The sequence below is a fragment of the Flavobacterium jejuense genome, assembly GCF_006491595.2.
In the GTDB taxonomy this organism is placed as follows: domain Bacteria; phylum Bacteroidota; class Bacteroidia; order Flavobacteriales; family Flavobacteriaceae; genus Flavobacterium; species Flavobacterium jejuense.
The window spans coordinates 62,714-83,377 of the sequence record NZ_VEVQ02000010.1; the positions used below are offsets into that span (position 1 = coordinate 62,714).

Annotated in this window: 19 protein-coding genes and 1 tRNA gene; 7 read left to right on the plus strand and 13 right to left on the minus strand. The window is 30.9% G+C overall.

The features are described from left to right. Window positions 1-27 precede the first annotated feature (27 nt). The 6 genes from FIA58_RS14995 (at window position 28) to FIA58_RS15020 (ending at window position 3,349) form a co-directional block, all read left to right on the plus strand. A tRNA-Ser gene (locus FIA58_RS14995) sits at window positions 28-115 on the plus strand. A 79-nt stretch (window positions 116-194) separates the two neighbouring features. Next, window positions 195-1,028 carry a MotA/TolQ/ExbB proton channel family protein gene (locus tag FIA58_RS15000; protein ID WP_140963306.1) on the plus strand — a complete coding sequence of 278 codons (834 nt, stop codon included), beginning with the start codon at window positions 195-197 and terminating at the stop codon, window positions 1,026-1,028. A 22-nt stretch (window positions 1,029-1,050) separates the two neighbouring features. After that, complete coding sequence (locus FIA58_RS15005) at window positions 1,051-1,473, plus strand: hypothetical protein (RefSeq protein WP_140963307.1); 423 nt, start codon at window positions 1,051-1,053, stop codon at window positions 1,471-1,473. A 2-nt stretch (window positions 1,474-1,475) separates the two neighbouring features. Then, entirely contained in the window at window positions 1,476-2,084 is a 609-nt protein-coding gene (locus FIA58_RS15010; protein ID WP_140963308.1) for an ExbD/TolR family protein, read from the plus strand. A gap of 23 nt (window positions 2,085-2,107) precedes the next feature. Next, complete coding sequence (locus FIA58_RS15015; RefSeq protein WP_140963309.1) at window positions 2,108-2,578, plus strand: ExbD/TolR family protein; 471 nt, start codon at window positions 2,108-2,110, stop codon at window positions 2,576-2,578. A gap of 87 nt (window positions 2,579-2,665) precedes the next feature. Beyond that, window positions 2,666-3,349 (plus strand): porin family protein, encoded by a 684-nt coding sequence (locus FIA58_RS15020; RefSeq protein ID WP_140963310.1) that lies wholly within the window; start codon window positions 2,666-2,668, stop codon window positions 3,347-3,349. Here FIA58_RS15020 and FIA58_RS15025 read toward each other — a convergent pair. The 8 genes from FIA58_RS15025 to FIA58_RS15060 all read right to left on the minus strand — a co-directional run bounded on the left by FIA58_RS15025 (window position 3,344) and on the right by FIA58_RS15060 (window position 14,324). Further along, on the minus strand, window positions 3,344-3,955 hold the full coding sequence (locus FIA58_RS15025; RefSeq protein ID WP_140963311.1) for a hypothetical protein: 612 nt from the start codon (window positions 3,953-3,955) through the stop codon (window positions 3,344-3,346). The two genes, FIA58_RS15020 and FIA58_RS15025, sit on opposite strands and share 6 nt — an antisense overlap. 11 nt (window positions 3,956-3,966) lie before the next feature. Beyond that, window positions 3,967-5,433: an RNA polymerase factor sigma-54 gene (rpoN, locus tag FIA58_RS15030; protein WP_140963312.1), complete on the minus strand. Its 1,467-nt coding sequence runs from the start codon at window positions 5,431-5,433 to the stop codon at window positions 3,967-3,969. Window positions 5,434-5,511: 78 nt separating this feature from the next. Next, complete coding sequence (gene asnS, locus FIA58_RS15035; RefSeq protein ID WP_140963313.1) at window positions 5,512-6,960, minus strand: asparagine--tRNA ligase; 1,449 nt, start codon at window positions 6,958-6,960, stop codon at window positions 5,512-5,514. 30 nt (window positions 6,961-6,990) lie between these two features. Continuing rightward, window positions 6,991-9,402 (minus strand): efflux RND transporter permease subunit, encoded by a 2,412-nt coding sequence (locus tag FIA58_RS15040; RefSeq protein WP_140963387.1) that lies wholly within the window; start codon window positions 9,400-9,402, stop codon window positions 6,991-6,993. A gap of 77 nt (window positions 9,403-9,479) precedes the next feature. Continuing rightward, window positions 9,480-11,966, minus strand: a complete 2,487-nt coding sequence (locus FIA58_RS15045; RefSeq protein ID WP_140963314.1) for a DUF5686 family protein — start codon at window positions 11,964-11,966, stop codon at window positions 9,480-9,482. A 137-nt stretch (window positions 11,967-12,103) separates the two neighbouring features. Next, entirely contained in the window at window positions 12,104-12,667 is a 564-nt protein-coding gene (gene frr, locus FIA58_RS15050) for a ribosome recycling factor (protein WP_140963315.1), read from the minus strand. A gap of 87 nt (window positions 12,668-12,754) precedes the next feature. Beyond that, window positions 12,755-13,462: a UMP kinase gene (gene pyrH / locus FIA58_RS15055; protein ID WP_140963316.1), complete on the minus strand. Its 708-nt coding sequence runs from the start codon at window positions 13,460-13,462 to the stop codon at window positions 12,755-12,757. Window positions 13,463-13,526: 64 nt separating this feature from the next. Next, window positions 13,527-14,324 carry a patatin-like phospholipase family protein gene (locus FIA58_RS15060; protein ID WP_394352429.1) on the minus strand — a complete coding sequence of 266 codons (798 nt, stop codon included), beginning with the start codon at window positions 14,322-14,324 and terminating at the stop codon, window positions 13,527-13,529. 47 nt (window positions 14,325-14,371) lie between these two features. On the opposite strand from FIA58_RS15060, the gene FIA58_RS15065 reads away from it, so the two are divergent. Next, window positions 14,372-15,010: a thioredoxin family protein gene (locus FIA58_RS15065; protein ID WP_140963317.1), complete on the plus strand. Its 639-nt coding sequence runs from the start codon at window positions 14,372-14,374 to the stop codon at window positions 15,008-15,010. Here the strand turns inward: FIA58_RS15065 and FIA58_RS15070 are convergent. The 5 genes from FIA58_RS15070 to FIA58_RS15090 all read right to left on the minus strand — a co-directional run bounded on the left by FIA58_RS15070 (window position 15,002) and on the right by FIA58_RS15090 (window position 20,629). Beyond that, entirely contained in the window at window positions 15,002-16,600 is a 1,599-nt protein-coding gene (locus tag FIA58_RS15070) for a DUF1501 domain-containing protein (RefSeq protein ID WP_140963318.1), read from the minus strand. The genes FIA58_RS15065 and FIA58_RS15070 overlap by 9 nt on opposite strands. Window positions 16,601-16,610: 10 nt before the next feature. Beyond that, window positions 16,611-18,452 carry a DUF1800 domain-containing protein gene (locus FIA58_RS15075; RefSeq protein WP_140963319.1) on the minus strand — a complete coding sequence of 614 codons (1,842 nt, stop codon included), beginning with the start codon at window positions 18,450-18,452 and terminating at the stop codon, window positions 16,611-16,613. Between the two features lie 133 nt (window positions 18,453-18,585). Beyond that, a complete protein-coding gene (locus FIA58_RS15080; RefSeq protein ID WP_140963320.1) occupies window positions 18,586-19,155 on the minus strand; it encodes a hypothetical protein in 570 nt (189 codons plus the stop codon). Next, the gene (gene truB, locus FIA58_RS15085) at window positions 19,145-19,843 is read right to left on the minus strand and encodes a tRNA pseudouridine(55) synthase TruB (protein ID WP_140963321.1); all 699 of its coding nucleotides are present in this window, start codon (window positions 19,841-19,843) and stop codon (window positions 19,145-19,147) included. Before truB ends, FIA58_RS15080 begins: the two co-directional genes overlap by 11 nt. Further along, window positions 19,844-20,629 (minus strand): undecaprenyl-diphosphate phosphatase, encoded by a 786-nt coding sequence (locus FIA58_RS15090; protein ID WP_140963322.1) that lies wholly within the window; start codon window positions 20,627-20,629, stop codon window positions 19,844-19,846. Window positions 20,630-20,664: the final 35 nt, after the last annotated feature.

Below are 20,664 nucleotides of genomic sequence, written 5' to 3' on the forward strand. Positions count from 1 at the left end.
CGCCCTTGAAATCGAAGTATTAGCAATGGAGAGGTGTCCGAGAGGTCGAAGGAGCATGCCTGGAAAGTATGTATGCCCCTAAAGGGCATCGAGGGTTCGAATCCCTTCCTCTCCGCAGGAATAAAATATTTTTAATTTCATAAATAATTTTATACATTTAACCCAATTAACTAATTAAATTAAGAACAAAAGCGATGAAAAGATTATTTTCTATTTTAGCAATCACAGGGCTTATGACTTTTGGTAACATTCAAGCTCAAGAATCTACTGATGCAGATAGTACTGCAATGGCTACTGAACAAGTTGATGTAGCAACTGATGAAGCAGTATCATCTGATGAAGCAGTGTCATCTGACGAAGAAGTTGTCGAAGAGGTTATTACCACAAATGATGACGAAGCTACTTTTACTCAAAAAATGAAACAACGTTTTATTGAAGGTGGTCCTGGATTTATGGGAATTGTATTAATCTGTTTGATTTTAGGATTAGCAATTGCTATTGAAAGAATTATTTATTTAAACCTTTCTACTACAAACTCTAAAAAATTAATTTCTGACGTAGAAGATGCTTTAAAGTCGGGTGGTGTAGAAGCTGCTAAAGAAGTTTGTAGAAATACTTCTGGTCCAGTTGCATCTATCTTCTATCAAGGTTTAGACAGACAATCTCATGGAATTGATTCTGCTGAGAAAGCTGTTGTAGCTTACGGAGGAGTACAAATGGGACAATTAGAGAAAAACGTTTCTTGGATATCTTTATTCATCGCATTAGCACCGATGTTAGGATTCATGGGAACTGTAATCGGTATGATTGAGGCGTTTGACCAAATTCAGTCTGCTGGATCTATGGAGCCATCATTAGTAGCTGGAGGTATTAAAGTTGCCTTATTAACAACTGTATTCGGTCTTATAGTAGCTATTATTTTACAGATATTCTATAACTATATTATCGCTAAAATCGATTCTATCGTTAATGATATGGAAGATGCATCAATTAGCTTAATTGACATCTTGTCTGATTACAGTAAATAATAACTAAAAAAAGACAATTCTCATGAATTTACACAAGTTAACAAAAATTGCAGCTATTGTCATTGCCGTATTAGGTATTCTGTTTTTAGGATTACTTATGGCAGCTAGTGAAGATGGCGCAGAAAATAAATGGATTACACCTTTAATTTATTTATCTTACATTGTACTTGCAGTTTGCATTGGTATTGTATTGATATATGTTTTAAAGAATTTGTTTTCCGACAAAGATAATTTAAAAAAGACTTTAATTTCAGTTGCTTTATTTGCAGCAGTAATGTTGGTTTCTTACCTTTTAGCAAATGGAGGTGAAGTTAAAGCTAATGGAGAAGTTTACTCTAGCTCAACAACAAAATTAGTTGGAGCAGGATTAAATGCTTTTTATATCCTTACAGTTGTTGCAATTGGAACAATGGTATGGTCTGGATTCACTAAAATTAAAAAATAATTATGGCAAAAAGAGAAGCACCAGAGGTAAATGCTGGTTCTATGGCAGATATTGCTTTCCTTCTTTTAATCTTCTTCTTGGTCACAACTACCATTGGAGTTGATCAGGGAATCAATAGATTATTGCCTAGATATGAAGAAAATCCACCAGTACCACCTATTAATGAAAGAAATATTATGCGTGTTCTTGTGAACAGGGATAATCAACTTTTAGTTAATGAAAAACCAATGGATATTAAAGATTTAAGACAAGCTGCTATTGAATTTTTAGATAATAATGGTAAGCAAGAGTGTGCTTATTGTTTAGGAAAGAAAGATCCAAATTCATCTGATGGACCAGATGATGCAGTTATCTCTTTAATGAATGACGGTCAAACAACTTATCAAACGTATATTGCTGTTCAAAATGAACTTGTAGCCGCTTACTATTTTTTAAGAGATAGAGAGAGTATGAGACGTTTTAATAAAAAATATACTGAAATTGAGTATGTAGCCAATGATCCAGCATCAAAAGCACAAGAAGGTTTAGTAGAAGAGTTGCAACCAAAGGTTAAATTAATTCAAGATTTATATCCTATGAGACTTTCAGAAGCAGAACCTAAAAAGAACTAATAACCCTTTAAGTTTTAGAAACTATGTCTAAATTTAAAAAGAAAAAATCAGCTGGTACGCCTGGAATTTCTACAGCATCATTACCTGATATTGTATTTATGCTTTTGTTCTTCTTTATGACTGCTACTACAATGAAAGATAGTGATTTGATGATTGAGAACAGATTGCCTAAAGCAGATCAAACTGCAAAATTACACAAGAAAGAATATCTTATGTATATTTATGTAGGTAAACCAAAACAAGGTTATGCTTCTTTAGGTACTTCAGATCGTATACAGTTAAATGATAAAATTTCATCTGTTTCAGATATTAGAAGTTTTGTTATTACAGAAAGAGCTGAGAGAAATTCTGAAGCTGAGAAATATTTAACAGCTTCTTTAAAAATTGATAAAGAAGTAAGAATGGGTTTGATACAAGATATCAAAACTGAATTACGTAAAGTTGAACAATTAAAGGTCAACTATACTACAAATAAAGGGAATCCTTTAGATTAGTTAATCTTTTCATTTAAATATATAAAAGGCACGCATTGCGTGCCTTTTTTTATTAATTTTATAAAATAATTTTTAATTCTTTATAGAATGAGTAGGATTCTCCTATTAATTAATTTACTAATTGTTTTTCTTTCTTATTCGCAAGAGAATGAAAGAAAAATCCCCACAGATTCACTTTTTAGAGAAGATCAGTTTTATTTTTCAGTGACCTATAATTTGTTAAGAAATACTCCTAGTGGATATTCTCAATATTCCTTTTCTTCAGGTCTAACTTTTGGTTTTTTAAGAGATATTCCTTTTTCAAAGAATAGGGATTGGGCAATAGGTTTAGGTCTAGGTTATTCTTATAATGATATTAAACATAATTTAAAAATTGCTAATTTAGAGTCGTCAGAATCTAATGTATATAGTATAGATGATTCCTATAACAAAAGTAAACTTAGACTGCATTATGTTGAGTTACCTCTAGAAATTCGCTGGAGAAATGCAAGTTATGAGAGTCATAAATTTTGGAGAATTTATACCGGTTTTAAGGTTAGTTATTTGTTTGCTAGCAAAAGTATTTTTGAATCTAACACTGAAAGTTATAATATAAAAAATAGCAACGAACTTACAAAACTTCAATATGGTCCCTATTTGAGTGTTGGTTATAATACTATAAATTTATACGCTTATTATGGTTTGAAATCTAATTTTGACAATGTTAAGATGGAAAGTAGGGATTTAGAATTGAATTCTTTTAACGTGGGTTTTATCTTTTATATTTTATAACCAAAAGTACCAAAAAGAAACCTGAGAGAGTATTCCAATAAAACTACCAATAATGAGTTCGATAGGTGTGTGTGACTTCATGTGTAGTCGAGATGATGCAACAAAGCCTACTGAAACAATAATAAAAGCTATACTGTTTTTTAAAGGTAATTGTAAATGTAGACTGATAGCGTAGATAAATGTTGCTAATAAACAAATAGCAATCATGTGTAAACTGGCTTTAAATTTAAGTGATACTGCAATAAATGCAAGTAGAGAGCTTAAAAATCCTCCAAAAAAGAAATAGTATAATTCAGGAATATTGTCAAATGAAGAGCTAAATTTTATTAGTATAAATAATAAGATAGCTTGAATTATTATTGGGATTTTGCGTTCTTTTAAGCTAGCTTCTGTAAATGAGTTAACTAGTCCTATAGAAAAGAATAAATAATATAATGATAAGGGTAATAGTAAGGTTAAAATCCCAACTTGTAAAAGTGTCATATAAAACAAAGTTGGATAGGTGTACATTTTAGAAACTAAAAAATAAAAAATGGTACCGTAAACAGAAATGAATATAGGATGATAAATGTATGAGAAAAAAGGTAGAATTTTTTTTAAATCCATTTTTTAGTGATTTATATTTTTTTTCTCAACCTTGCAACAGGAATATCTAATTGTTCTCTATATTTTGCAACAGTTCTTCTGGCAATAGGGTATCCTTTTTCTTTTAAAATTTCAGCTAATTTATCATCAGGAAGTGGTTTTTTCTTATCTTCTTCACTAATAACTACTTCTAGTATTTTTTTAATTTCTATAGTTGATACATCTTCTCCTTGATCATTTTTCATAGCTTCGCTAAAGAAATCTTTAATTAATTTCGTGCCATATGGAGTGTCAACATATTTGCTATTAGCAACTCTTGATATGGTAGAAATATCTAGACCAATTAGGTCAGCAATGTCTTTTAAGATCATTGGTTTTAATTTGGTTTCATCTCCATCTAAGAAGTACTCTTCTTGATAGTACATGATAGCATTCATAGTGATATAAAGTGTTTCTTGACGTTGTCTAATGGCATCAATAAACCATTTTGCTGAATCTAATTTTTGTTTGATAAATTGAACTGCATCTTTTTGAGCATTGGATTTTTCAGAAGTGACTTTATAGCTTTGTAGCATTTCTTGATAGTCCTTTGAGACATGTAGTTCGGGAGCATTTCTTCCGTTTAGTAAAAGTTCTAATTCACCATCAACAATTTTTATGGTAAAATCTGGAACTACATGTTCTATAGGTTTTTGATTGCCATCATAAGCGCCACCTGGCTTAGGGTTTAATTTTTCAATTTCATCGATTACTTTTCTTAACTGATCTTTAGAAATCTCATACTTTAAAAGCAATTTGTCATAATGTTTTTTTGAAAAAGCATCAAATTGATTTTTGATAACATCTATAGCTAATTCAATGGAATCGGTAGGGGTTTTGTGTTTTAATTGTAATAATAAACATTCTTGTAAATCTCTGGCAGCAACTCCAGAAGGCTCAAGTTCTTGAACTATTCCAAGAATTCTAGTTACTGTTTTTTCATCAGTATATATACCTTGCGTAAAAGCTAAGTCGTCTACAGTGTCTTGGATAGTTCTTCTGATATATCCCATATCGTCAATACTACCAACTAAAAATTCAGCAATATCTCTTTCTTCATCACTAAGGATAAACGTATTCAATTGATTTAGTAAATCTTGATGAAAAGTTACCCCTGCAATAAAAGGCATACTGTTGTCTTCATCGTCATCACTATAATTATTTGCTTGATATTTGTAATCGGGTGTCTCGTCGTTACTTAAATATTCGTCGATATTGATATCTTCAGCTTCAATTCTTTCACCTTCATAATCGTCATAATCATCATTATTTGAAACATCATCGTATTCATCATATTCCAAATTTTCTTCTTTACCATTTTCTAGTGCAGGATTTTCAACTAATTCTTCTTGAAGACGTTGTTCAAATGCTTGCGTAGGTAATTGAATTAACTTCATCAACTGTATTTGTTGAGGAGATAATTTTTGAGATAATTTGAATTGTAAACTTTGTTTTAACATTGTAAATGGGGATCGTAAAAACTATTAATCGTTTAGTCTAATAAACAAATATACAACTAAACGATTAAATAAGGAATATTAAAATTCTGCGTTTTGAGGTGTTCTTGGGAAAGGAATTACATCACGAATGTTAGTCATTCCTGTAACAAATAGTACCAATCTTTCAAATCCTAATCCAAAACCAGAGTGTACTGCAGAACCGAAACGTCTTGTGTCTAAATACCACCACAATTCTTCCTCTTCAATACCAAGTGCTTTCATTTTTTCAATTAAGACATCTAAACGTTCTTCTCTTTGAGAACCACCAACAATTTCACCAATTCCTGGAAAAAGAATATCCATGGCTCTAACAGTTTCTTTTCCAGGTTCTGTATTCTCATTTAAACGCATGTAAAATGCTTTAATATTTGCTGGGTAATCAAATAAAATAACAGGACATTTAAAGTGTTTTTCAACTAAAAATCTTTCGTGTTCACTTTGAAGATCGGCTCCCCATTCTTCGATGATATAATTGAATTTTTTATTTTTATTTGGTTTACTACTTTTTAAAATGTCAATAGCTTCTGTGTAAGATACTCGTTTGAAATTATTTTCTAAAACAAAATTCAATTTTTGTAATAAACTCATTTCACTACGTTCTGTTTGTGGTTTTGATTTTTCTTCCTCTAAAAGTCTTCCTTCTAGGAATTTTAAATCATCTTCACATTTGTCAATAGTATATTTTATAACATATTTTATAAAATCTTCAGCCAAATCCATATTAGCAGCTAAATCATTAAATGCTACTTCTGGTTCAATCATCCAAAATTCAGCTAAATGTCTAGAAGTATTCGAGTTTTCTGCTCTAAAGGTTGGCCCAAAAGTATATACTTGACCTAAAGCCATAGCATAAGTTTCAGCTTCAAGCTGACCAGAAACAGTAAGGTTGGTTTCTTTACCAAAGAAATCTTCTTTGTAATCTACCTTTCCTTCTTCGTTTCTTGGAGTTCCATCAAAAGGCAAAGCGGTTACTTTAAACATTTCTCCAGCTCCTTCTGCATCTGAGCCTGTAATAATAGGTGTGTTTACATATACAAAACCTTTTTCTTGAAAATATTGGTGAACAGCAAATGATAATACTGAACGTACTCTCATAACTGCACTGAATGTATTTGTTCTTACTCTTAGATGCGCTTGTTCTCTTAGGAACTCAAGACTAGGACGATTTCTTAATTGTATTGGATATTTTTCAGCATCACTGTCTCCTAAAATTTCAATTTTTGAAACTTGTATTTCTACTGTTTGTCCTTTTCCTTGACTTTCTTGTAAAGTACCTGTTACAGAAATAGCAGCACTAGTAGTGATTCTTTTTAATGTTTCTTCTGGAGTGTTTTCAAAATCAATAACACATTGAATATTATTTATAGTTGACCCATCATTTAAGGCAATAAACTGATTGTTTCTAAAAGTTCTTACCCAGCCTTTGGCAGTTACTTCTTGTAACGTTTTAGTATTGTTTAATAGGTCTATGACTTTAATATGTTTCATTTTGTAAAAATTTAATATGCAAATATAAAATTATTCGTTTTTAGTTTCAATATCTTCTTTATCTTCTGCTAAAATATCTATTGTTGGTTTTGTAAATTCTTGTTCATTAGCTATTGATTTTTCTAAAGAAAGTAACAAAGCTGGTAAAAAAATCAAATTGGATAGCATTGCAAAGAGTAATGTTGTTGCTACTAACCCACCTAAAGCAATAGTTCCACCAAAACTAGAAAGGGTAAATACCGAAAATCCAAAAAATAACACTACAGAAGTATAAAGCATACTTACACCAGCATCCTTAACGGTATTGTAAACGGATTTTTTTATTCGCCAATTATTGGCAATCAATTCTTGTCTATATTTAGCCAAGAAATGTATGGTATCATCAACCGAAATACCAAAAGCAATACTAAAAACTAATATAGTAGATGGTTTAATAGGCACTCCTAAAAAGCCCATTAGTCCAGCAGTAATAATTAGAGGAAGTATATTGGGTAACAATGATATAATGATCATTTTAAAAGATCGAAATAAGTAAGCCATTAATAAAGAAATAAGAAAAATGGCAAACAATAAAGATATTACTAAATTACGAACCAGATAATGAGTTCCTTTTTCAAAAATATAGGCTTTTCCTGTGATTGAAACAGTATATTTTTCTTTTGGGAAAAGCTTGTCTATTTTTTGTGCTAATCGTTCTTCGGTACGTTTCATTTTATCTGTTCCAATGTCTCTCATAAAAGTAGTGATTCGAACAAATTGACCTGTACTGTCTACATAGCTTTTTAAAAGGTTTTCTTTTCCTTTGCCTGTAGATTTTTTTATGTATGAAAGTATAAAGGCTTCTTCTTGTTTGGTAGGAAGTTCATAATACTTTGGATTACCGTTGTAATATGTTTGCTTAGCGTATTTTAATAAATTTACTAGGGAAACAGGTTTTGAAAGCTCAGGAATTTCTTCTATAGTTTCTTGAAGTTCGTTTATTCTTTTTAATGTAGCTGATTTTAAGGCGCCTTTAGGGCGCTTAGTGTCTATCATTATTTCAAGTGGCATTACACCATCAAATTCTTTTTCGTAGAAACGAATATCTTCAAAAAAGCCAGTATTTTTCGGCATATCTTCTATAACACTTCCGGATATTTTCATTTTATTAATTCCAATGATTCCAAAGATTAATAATCCAATGGCAACGGAGTAGATGGCAATGGTTTTTTTCTTAATGGTTATCAATATCCAATCAATAAAAAACTGAATATAATTTTTCTCTAAGTGTGCTAAATGCTTGTCTTTTGGTAAAGGCATGTAGCTATAAAGAATAGGTATAATTATTAAACTTAAAAAGAATAAAAATATAATATTTAGTGAAGCTATAATACCAAATTCTTTTAGTAAATCACTATCTGTAATTATAAATGTTGCAAAACCTGCAGCAGTAGTTAGGTTGGTCATTAAAGTAGCATTACCTACTCTTGAGATTACACGTTGTAAAGATTTGGCTTTATTTCCGTGTTTTTTAATTTCTTGTTGGTATTTATTGATTAAGAAAATACAATTTGGTATGCCGATTACAATGATTAAAGGAGGTATAATTGCCGTTAGAACAGTTATTTCATAATTTAGTAGGCCAATAGTTCCAAACGACCACATTACTGCTATGATTACAATAATCATAGAAATTAATGTTGCTCTAAAGCTTCTAAAGAAAAAGAAGAAAAGTAAGGATGTAATTCCTAAGGCTGCACCAACGAAAAGACCAATTTCACTAAGAATACTTTGAGAATTAAGTGTTCTTATGTAAGGCATTCCTGAAATTTTTAAATCAATACCTGAAGCTTTCTCAAAAGTTTCTATTCTTTCTTCGCTTAAGTATTTATTTACAAATTTCTTTCTTTCTGGTGTGTTTACTATGTCTTTGTTTATATAGATGGCAAAACGGACTGCTCCAGACTTTTTATTAAAGAGCATGTTTTCATAAAAAGGCAAGTTGTCGAATAATTCTTCTTTTTTCTCTTTTAAATAAGCATCAGATAGTAATTCGTTATTAACAAATGGAACTAAATTGAATTTTTGATTTAAGGTATCTTTTTTAAGTACTTTTAAATCACTAATTGATAAGGTTAAATCAACAGCTTTATCTTTTTTTATTTCATTAATAAAGTTTTCCCAGAGTTTTACATTTTTTTCTGTGAAAAAAGAGTCGTCATTAAAACCAATGACAATAAGGTTTCCTTCTTCTCCAAATTTCTCTAAAAAGAGGTCGTATTGAATTGAAATTTCATTATCTTTAGGAAGTATGTTTGCTTCTGTGTAAGTTAATCGGATATTTTGCCACTGAAATGCCATAAAAAAAGTAAAGAGCACTAAAGCAACTAAAAGTCCTATTCTATTTCGTAATATTTTGGTAGCAATAAAATCCCAAAAACTGGTCGTTAACCATTTAATCATCATCGGAAAAATTAGAGCGCAAAGGTAATGATTCTTACTCAATTACTTAGGGAACAATGAAAAGATTTAAGGAAATTTTAAAAACCTAAATCGATAAAGTAAGAAATTTTTACAGCTATATTATCTTCGAAAGTAGGTAATTGATTTGGTCCATATCTATAAAACGCGGTTAGACCTAGACCTCTGAAAAGTTTATTGCATTCTATTCCGCTTTCAAAAAAGCCTTTTTCTAATGAGCTAAAAGGTAATCCCATATGAGTATTATCCTCATTTATTTTTCCCCAAGCAAAACGAGTAACAAATGAAAATTCTGGATTAATGCGATATCCTAATCGAATTCTATTGAGGGTATGTTTTAACTGCAAAGTGACATATTTGTCTGAGAAAAATTCGTTGAAATACATGGTTTCAAAACTGTTTTTACCAGCAAATGTTATTCTTTGTAAGAGTGCATCTCTATTCAGATTATTAGGTTGTAAACTGTATAAATGAGTTAGAGGAACATCTCCAAAAGCAATACCTGTTTGAAAAAGCACAGAACTTGATTGTCCAGATAGATAAGAAACTTCATAAAACGTTTTGAAATCTATTTTGGTAAAATTAAAATCATTGCCAAAGATTCCTGGAATAGTTTGAGTTGCTTGAAAAGAAAATTTCGGATGTCTTTTTTCTATTTCAATTCTACTTTTTGGAGTTTGCATAAAATTACTATACGGATTCCATTGAATAGCAAGTTGAGCGGCCGTAATCGTATATTCTTTATAGGTAACATCATTATTTACAAATGTATAATCAAATTTTGGATTGATTTTATTTGTCGATAATGAAAAATAGGCATCTGTCTTTGGGAAAAATTTACTTTCAGCAAAAATAGAAGCAGCTCTATTTTGATAAAAAGTTGAAATGTTAATAGGTCTAGGATCGTATATTTTAAAACGTCTAGGGTCAGTTGCGAAGGAGATTTGAGAAATTTCATTTAAATCATCAGTGTAAGAAGCACTTACCCAAGTTTCAGACTGAGGCTCTATTAAATAAGAAGGAGTTATTCCAAATTTAAACCCCTCATCTTTTATACCATAAGCACCATAAAAAGCTATTTTATAATTTTCAGATAATTTATCATTGGTGACACCTCCAAATCCTAATCGGAATCCTTCAAAATTATTGTATTTCACTAAACTTCTTAAATCTACATCTACATAGCTAATTGGATAATAGCCATTTAATATTTTTTTTCCAAGAAAAATCTTTCTTTCTAAGTTTTTAGATTCCGATAAACTATCTAGAGAGGTGTAAGTTCTTAATCTTCTTTTATCGATAGTGTCTTTTGCAAATTTTTTCCAATAACTATCTTCTCTTTTTAAGCCATCTTTTTCAATTGAAATTTTAATTCCATCTTTTTGAAGTGTTACTCTTTTATCTAATTCAATGTCAAAAGGGGTTGATTCGATAATTAAGTAAACTTGGTCAGTGGCATTGGTATTTGGAGTTGGATCTAATGACGAACTAAATTTGATTGTATTTCCTAAAATTTTAATGTCATCTGCGTTGTTTCCTTTTAAAACAGTAATTTTTCTTTTTTTGGGAAACCAAAGGTTTTCTTTTTCTTGATAATCAAAGGTATAGTCGGCATTAATATGTACTATACCGTAAATCCTGTAATAGGCTTTGGCTATAGCAAAAGTTTCTGCGTCTATATATAAGAGACCTCTCAGTCTACTCGATTTAAGCTTTTTAGGTTGGAAGAAGATTTTATATGTTTTTCTGTTTTGAATATTTAAGGAATCAATCATATAGAAATTATATAAGTGACGCCCATAATTTGAAATAGGATTTCTTACAGGTGTTTCCATTATTTCAAAAGGATTTTCATAAACCGAATACGAAAATAAGTTAAGACCTAAATACTCATATAAAGGTTCTTTAAACCCAGCCATTCTGGTAGCTATAACTGTTTCTTTATATCCTTTTTTAGTATACTGAATAAGATTTACCTTTTCAGTTTGATACAAATGATTTTTTTCTATTAGTTTTTTGAATTTGTAATTTGTAGAGTCTAATTCAATTTTTCTTTTACCAAAAAGCGTTTTTTTATAAATAGGTTCAATTTTACTTGATATAGAATCTGGATTAGCTGTAACTAGTAAACTTTCGTAGTTTTTATATTGAAAACTTTCCAAAGCTTTTTCAGGTTGGTTTAGCTTTTTATTTTCGATTACTTTTTTTAGAATTTTATTTACTTTATTATCAGTATAAATTTCAACTTTTTCAAAAGTATTTATATCTATAGCCATTTTAATAATGACTATTTCTTGCTCTCTAGAAACATATACATTTTTTGTTTGGTAGCCTTTATATGTGATGACTAAAGGTTTATCGTAAGCTTTAATTTCTAATTCAAATTTTCCTTCCCAGTTTGTAGTAATGGTTTTGTTTAAGTATTCCACTTTACAAAATGCTAGTGGAACTCTACTATCGATATCTATTACTTGTGCTTTGATTTTGTTTTGACCAAATGAAATAGCAGTACTTAGTAAAACAAACCATAAAAGGATGTATCTCATTAAAAATGATTTGATGATATTACAAACTTACATAAAATTATAACGTATTGAAATAACATTTAATAATGATTAACATTTGAAATAAAAAAATCCCGATATAAATCGGGATTTTTTTATTTTATAAAAAGGTAAAAAATTTACACTTTCATAATTTCAGCCTCTTTTACTACTAAATGATCATCAATTTTTTTGATATAAGCATCTGTTAATTTTTGAACGTCATCTTCAGCTTTCTTGCAAATATCTTCAGAAGTTCCGTTTTTCTCTTCTTTTTTAATATCGGTATTGGCATCTTTACGAGCATTACGAATACCTATTTTTGCATCTTCAGCTTCAGATTTGGCTTGTTTTACTAAATCACGTCTTCTTTCTTCTGTTAAAGCAGGGATGTTTATAATGATGTTTTCTCCATTATTCATTGGGTTTAACCCAAGGTTAGCAATCATAATTGCTTTTTCTATAGGTTGAAGCATATTTTTTTCCCATGGAGTAACGGTTAATGTTCTTGCATCTGGAGCATTAATGTTTGCAACCTGAGACAAGGGAGTTTGTGAGCCATAATAATCTACAAAAACACCACCTAACATTTGTGGAGATGCTTTACCAGCTCTAATGTTTAAAAATTCTTTTTCTAAGTGGGCAATAGAACCTTCCATAGATTCTTTAGCACTGTCTATTATAAAATTAATTTCTTCAGTCATTTTTTTAGATTTTAACTATCTTAATACTTTGATTTTTTGCACTTAATTCTTTTTATTTTTTTGTACTTCAAAAATCGTACCTTATACTTATATCGTTACTGTTGTTCCTACGGTTTGTCCTTCACAAACTTTTAATAAATTTCCTTTTTTATTCATGTCAAAAATGATAATTGGTAATTTATTTTCTTGACTTAGAGTAAAAGCAGTTGTATCCATTACATTTAATCCTTTGGCTAATACATCTTCAAAAGAGATATAATCAAATTTTACCGCATTGACATCTTTTTCAGGATCAGCAGTATAAACACCGTCTACACGAGTACCTTTTAGAATTACATCTGCATGCACTTCAACTCCCCTTAATACAGCAGCTGTATCTGTTGTAAAGTATGGATTTCCTGTTCCTGCGCCAAAAATAACAATTCTTCCTTTTTCTAAGTGTCTTGTTGCACGTCTTTTAATATATGGTTCAGCAATAGCTTCTATTTTTAATGCTGTTTGTAAACGTGTCTGCATACCAGCGTCTTCTAATGCTCCTTGTAAAGCCATTCCATTGATAACTGTGGCAAGCATGCCCATATAATCTCCTTGAACGCGATCCATTCCGTTACTAGCTCCTGCAACACCTCTAAAAATATTTCCTCCACCTATAACGACAGCAATTTCAATTCCTTTACTATGAATTTCTTTAATTTCTTGCGCATATTCTGCTAAACGTTTTGGGTCAATTCCATATTGTCTATCGCCCATTAATGCTTCACCGCTAAGTTTTAGAAGAATTCTTTTGTATTTCATCAGGTTGTTTGTTTTTATGATGCAAATATAAATATATATCTACAGAAAAAAAATGTTGGTGTAATTATGCTTTTATTTCTTCAAAACTATTTTTAGCTTCGGTGTATCCTATTTCAAAAATGGTCTTCATTTTTGTCTTGTTGGTTTCAAATGTGCTATAATTGGCTAAGTCTTTTGGTTCAATCACCCAATCGCACAAACTAAATTTTTGATAGTTACCTTGAGCAGAAAGTAAATTAAATGCTCTGGTTGTAACAGCTTTTATTGAAGTTAAGTCTTTGGCTTCTATATTTTGAATTGGACTTACATAAACACCTATTATACAATCGCAGTTTCCTTGAAGTAAATCGGTTGGAAAATGATTTAAAATACCACCATCACTATATAATTTTTTATTTACCTCATAAGGCGTTAACATTCCAGGGAATGAAGCAGAGGCTAGAACGGCATCTGTGATTTTAGTATCATCACTAAAAATTTTTAACTTTCCTTTTACTAAATCAGTGGCTGTAATTTTTACTGGAATCGGCAAATCACCTATTTTGGTTTCCCCAAAAATAGTATTGAAATAGATTTTAAAAGAATCGGAATCAATTATACCTGGTTTTTTTAGAGTAAAGTGTTTCCAATTAAAAAAATAGATGGATTGAAAAAAAGTCAAGATTTCTTGTGGTGTTTTTCCAAAAGCATACATAGCAGCAATAATGGCACCAGCACTCGAACCAGAAATAATACTGGGTTTAATGCCTTGCTCGTCTAAAAACTGTAATGCACCCGCGTGAGCAATTCCTTTTGAACCACCACCAGATAAAGCAATTCCTATTTCTTTTGATTTAAAGTCCATATGTAACTTAACTAACATATAATGTTCAAATTTAGCTTTAAATTTGTAAAATAAAATAGAGTAATATGAAAAATATAATAGAAAAGGCTCTTTTAGGCTCTTTTGCATATGAAGAATACAAAGCATTGGTAACAAAATTGATTGAAGAAGGTAGATCTACAGGAAATAATCAAAGTGAAGCTTTGTTGCATTATTCACAATTAAATGAAACTAGAATAAAGCGTTTGGATAAAACTATTGTTGTTGAAGAGTCAATCGCTTCAGACTTAAAACAACTGAAAAAGGAATTCATTTGGCTGGTAATTTCTGAAGGTTGGTGTGGTGATGCCGCTCAATTATTACCCATTATGAATAAAATGGCTGAATTATCGAATGCGATTGATTTAAGAATTGTATTACGTGATGCTAATAAAGATTTAATGGATTTGTTTTTGACCAATGGTAGCCAATCTATACCTAAATTAATTATTTTAGATGCGAATACTAAAGAGGTTGTGGCTGATTGGGGACCAAGACCAGAACCAGCAAGAAAATTAATAGCTGACTACAAAGCACAATATGGAGTAGTAGATGAACCTATTAAAATTGATTTGCAAAAATGGTATTTACAAGACAAAGGATTAACCACTCAAGAAGAATTAATGCAACTTTTGAGGAATCATATTATAAATGCTAATAAAAAAAATCAAGAAATATTACACTAAGAACTTCTTTTGAAGCAATGCTATGTTGTATTTTATTTCTAATATATAAGTTCCTTTTGCAAGAATCGTTTTTGGTGATATGTTTAAAGTGTCGCCTAAAACAAATACTTTTTCGGCATAAATTAGTTTGCCTGCTATTGAATGAATAGTGACTTCAATTTCAGTGTTAATAAATTTTTTGAAGGCAACATTGATTTGATTATTTACAATTGGATTCGGAAAAAGCAAAATAAAATCATTATTGACTGGTGGGTTGAATGAACCATTTTTAAAAATAGGTAAAGTTTCAAAACTGGAACCTAAAACGGATGAGGATTGTTCGTCTGTCATACATAGCCAGTCTTTCATAATGGTAGCATAAAGTTGTCTGAAATCAAATTGCATGGGAACTTGTTGGTTTACTGCTGCATTTTGTGGTAAATCAGGTGAGGAGCCAATCATTCCAGAAACAGGATGATCCGTTCCGATGACATTGGCAACACCAGTATTTAAAGAACTTCCAAAAAAGATGACTGGAGCACTAGAACCATGATCGGTTCCTAAGCTGTCATTGCTTTTTATTCTTCGTCCAAATTCGCTAAAAGTCATGCCTGTTACTCTATCTTCTTTACCCATTTGTTTTAAATCAGCTTGAAAAGCACCAATTGCTCCTGATAAGATAGATAAATTTTCTGGTTGTCTTCCCAGTTTTCTGTCTGATTCCATGATTTGATTTTCATGTGTATCAAAACTTTTATGATGATTGACAATGTAAATAGGCGTCTGTAAACCTCCATTAATTAATCGAGCAACAATTTTTAGTTGTGCTGCTAACTTGTTATCAGGATATTCAGTAGTTTGCTCTTGTGGAACGTTGTATGCGGTTTGTATGGTTTCTTTGTAAGCATTACTTTGATCTTTCATTAATCGCAAGAAAGTAAGTTCTAAGCCATAATCGGTATTGGGTGCTGGATCAGTAGTTTCATTAATGACATTTAGTAAATCATTAGGATCTGGAGCACTGTATCCCATATTTATATTTGGTCCTTGTAAAGAAAAAGGTAAAGTAGAGCCAATTTGTACTGCTAAAGGATCTCTCATGTCACTATTTGGATAGGCTTCAGGATAATTGGGATAAATAGAATCCAAAGCTCTTCCAATCCATCCTGTATCTAATGTTTCGTTACTTTGAGATCCAGTAAACCAAATGTCAGTAGCCCTAAAATGACTATAACTAGGATTAGGATAAGATACTCCTTGTACAATCATTAATTCTCCTAAATTATATAGTTCTTGCATTTCAACCATAGAAGGGTGCAAACCAGTAGTTGGATTGTTGTTCAAAGCTAAAACTTCGCTTTCATCAATTAGAATATTTGGTCTTGCGTTAGATAGCTCAGTCCATTTATCTCGTGGAAAAACAGTATTTAAACCATCATTTCCACCACTCATTTGTACAATGACAAGGATCTTGCCACAATTGATTGCGGCATTTGCTAGGGTTTGTAAATTGCTACTCTCTAATTGAGAAGAGGCTAAAACAGGAATTTTATTAAATAATAATGGTGTAGCAACTAAAGCGGACGTTTGTATAAATTTTCTTCTTTTCATTTTCCTCAGATTACATTAATTGAAATTCAGCTAATTGAATAATTGTTAAAAACAAACTGTTTAAACGAGAGGTTACAGCTGATTTTTTGGTTTCATCGGATGGATCTTGCGTGTAATTATTCCATGCTTGTGTCCAATAATAATCAGTTGCTTGACCAGAAAGTAAATTCTGTGTCTTTATTATATTTTTTTGTTCCATACTTAAATCAACTGGCAAAAGGTATTTGATACATTCATCAACTAATAAATTAGGATCCAAGCAAGTGGAATTTGGAAATTGAGAAACAAATTGTAAGGTATCTGCTTTTATTTTAGTTGTTAATCCATTTTTAGTTAATGTTATGCCGTAAAAAGTATAGTCGAGATAAGCAAATCGTTTCTGAATGGTGTTGGAGTTAATCCAATATTCATGAAAGGAAGGATTTTGATAAAAAGCTTGCCAACCAGCAACATTAGGAATGCTTCCCATGCTTTGACCCATATCAGATAATAGTCTGTCTAATCGTTCCCATAAATAATATTGAGCATTGTAATTTGTAGGATCAGAAACGTCTGTCTCGATAGAAAAGGTCCTTATAAAACCAATAAACAAATCTAATGGTGATTTAATATAAACCCCTCGATTTGCCATGTCGTAAAAATGCTGACTTTTGAAAAGTTTTTCTAAAACAGGCATAATTTCCCAATTGTTAGCTATAAAATGTTGTGCTAATGGTTCAATTATGTTTGCTTCTATGTAGGGATCAATATCATAATACACAAAAAAACGATATAATCTTCTACAGATATATTGTGAAACCACTTCAGATTTAGCAAAGATCATATCAATGAAAGCATCAAGTTCTAATGCTCCATTATTTGGAATAGTTGTATTGTTGAAAAAGGGAGAAAACTGTTTGTCGGTTTCATCGTGTTTGTTAGCTACAAAATCTGTAGTTGGATTAGAGGTGTTTAAATTTTGTACTCTCCAACCTGTTAATACTTTTGCAGCTTCAATTACATCAGGTTGTGAATATTGACTATTGGATCCTTTTCCTAAAGTGAATAACTCCATAATTTCGCGCGCAAAATTTTCATCAGGAGCTGTTTTTGTATTGGCTTGATTGTTCAAATAATACATCATTGCAGGTTGAGTAGCAATACTTCTTATCAAAGTTTTAAAATTTCCACCAGAATAGTCTCTTAAGTTTTGAATGTATTGATAACATACTCTAGCCGTATTACCAGAAATATATTGGTTTGAACTCGCTTTAATGAAATCAAAATCAACAGGAATAAAATGATACCAAAATAAGACCATTTTTTCTCTAATAGTGATATCTTGTTTTATAGCTAAATTGGTCATCCATGAAGTTAAGCTATTCATTCGTTTTCTGTCTGTAGTATTTCCTGTTTCAGCATCTACAAATGGATCAATGGTCCAATCTTCTCCATAGGGTAAACCATTTTCATCTGGCTCGTCTAGTTCATAATTGTTTATAGGTGGTGAAGGTGGTGTAAAATCAATATTCAAAATCAAATCCACAGCTTGAGACATAGACAAATTAGCAATAGTGTCTAAATCTGTCTTTTTGAAACCAAAACCAGTTCGTTTTAATAAATGTATTGCTTGTCTGTCAGTCCATGGACCTGTATATAGTTCTAAACCAGATGTAACAGGATTAACGCGCTCTAATTCTGCATTTGTTTTTGGTTTTTGTTTGGAATTTTTTTCTTGAGCAAGATATTTCCTACCGTTGAATACTTTTCGGGAATATTTTTCAAATAAGGGATCTGTTTGGGTACTATCGAACTCAGAATTTAAAAATAATTTACGAATGAGCGCTCTCCGAGTAAAGGTCTTGTTTCTCATATGCTCAGTGTTTTAGAAGGTTAGTTTTATACAAATAAAAGCGTTCCTTCTTAAATTTTAACCCCCAGAAAAAGGGGTGTCTAAGATTTTTTAAATACTAACCAAATGCGACAATATTGCAGAAAATCGTCTTTTAGAAATTGAATAAACAAATTCCAATAGAAAAATTGTATACTTTGTCTAGATAATTGCCTACAGTATAGCCATGATAATTACCTTCTATAAACAAACAAATGCCATCGCCATTTTCAAGACCAATACTTGCTTTTTGATAGCTTCCTTGTAAATTTCCTCTTCCAATGGCAAAGGATTGACCAAGTCCGTATTGAGCTGTAATTCTTGTTTCTTGTCCAATTTTTGGGCTGATTCTGAAATTAGTGAAAACGGGTAAGGCAATTAATTTGTAACTCGCATAAAAATCGATTCCACTGTTTACACTTACTCCAATCCATTTGTTATGATGCAGACCGTAACCAAATTTTGCTCCAACTCCGTCTGGAATAAACCAATTGTCATTTGTACTGCCATCTGCAAAGGTTTCTCCTCTTTTTTTGTTTCCTTTAAAGGGAATGGTTAAATCAAATTGAGTAAATGTTATTTTTTGAGTTGAAGAAACAACCTTTGATGTATTGATAGAATCCGTATCTTGACTGTAGCCTAAATAGCTTATAAAAAGTAAAATAAAAATAGTTTTAGTTTTCATGTATAGTGTGTTGTTCAAAATCTTCAGGAGAAACAGCATTTTCAACGGAATATTTTCCAATTTTGGTCCTTCTTAAAGCAGTTAAATGGCCACCTGATTGCAAAGCAAGTCCAAAATCATAAGCAATGGAACGAATGTAGGTTCCTTTACTGCATTTTATTCTAAAATTAATTTCTGGTAAAGCGATACGAGTAATTTCAAATTCGTAGATAGTTGTTTTTCTGGTTTTTATTTCTACTTCTTCACCAGCACGGGCATGTTCGTATAAACGTTTTCCATCTTTCTTTATAGCAGAAAAAACAGGAGGCTTTTGATCGATTTCTCCTAAAAATTGTTTTGTGGTTTCTAGAATCAGTTCGTTTGTAAGATGACTAGTTGGAAAAGTAGCATTAATTTCAGTTTCTAAATCGTAGGAAGGTGTAGTTGCACCAACTGTAATCGTACCAGTATATTCTTTTTCTTGAGCCTGAATTTCAGTAATAGTCTTTGTGAATTTCCCAGTACAAACTATAAGCAATCCTGTAGCTAAAGGATCTAAAGTACCTGCATGACCAATCTTGAATTTCTTTGGTAAACCGTAGTGATTTTTTAATAAATATTTTAATTTATTTACGGCTTGAAAAGAGGACCATTTTAAAGGTTTATCAATTAAGAGCACTAGTCCATTTTGGAAATCTTCTGCTGTCATTTAGATAATGGTTAATTCTTTGATGAAAAAATGAATGATTAAGATGGCTAAACCTGCAAGAATTCTGTAATAACCAAATATTTTAAATCCGTGTTTGGTTAAATACCCAATGAATGATTTAATTGCAATTAAGGCTACAACAAAACCTACTATGTTTCCTATTATTAATAAGTTGGTTTGATCTTGGGTTAGTTCAAAACCAGCTTTATAGTAATCATATAATTTTTTTACGGTTGCTCCAAGCATTGTAGGAATGGCAAGGAAAAAAGAAAATTCGGCAGCTGTTGTTCGAGAAAGTTTTTGACTCATTCCACCTACAATACTAGCACCACTTCTAGAAACACCAGGAATCATGGCTAAACATTGAAAAAAACCAATCTTTAATGCTGTTAAGTAGGATATTTCGGTATTTTCAGAATTACCAAACCATTCGTCTACTTTTAAAAGTAGTATTCCGCCAATAATTAATGAAATAGCAACTACTATTGGACTTTCAAGCATACTATCAATAAAGTCATTTAACAGTAATCCAAATACAACCGCAGGGATAAAGGCTACAAATAACTTAAAATAGAAATCCATACTTTGGAAAAAACGTTTAAAATAAAGAACAACTACGGAAAGTATGGTTCCTAACTGTATAACAATTGTAAAAAGTTTAGTAAAATCATCACCAGCAATTCCGAAAAAGGAAGAGGCAATAATCATATGACCTGTAGAGGAAACTGGTAAAAATTCAGTTATTCCTTCTATAATAGCGAGAATAATAGCTTGTAGTGTATTCATAATTTTACAAAAATATGTTTTTTTATAATAGTTTT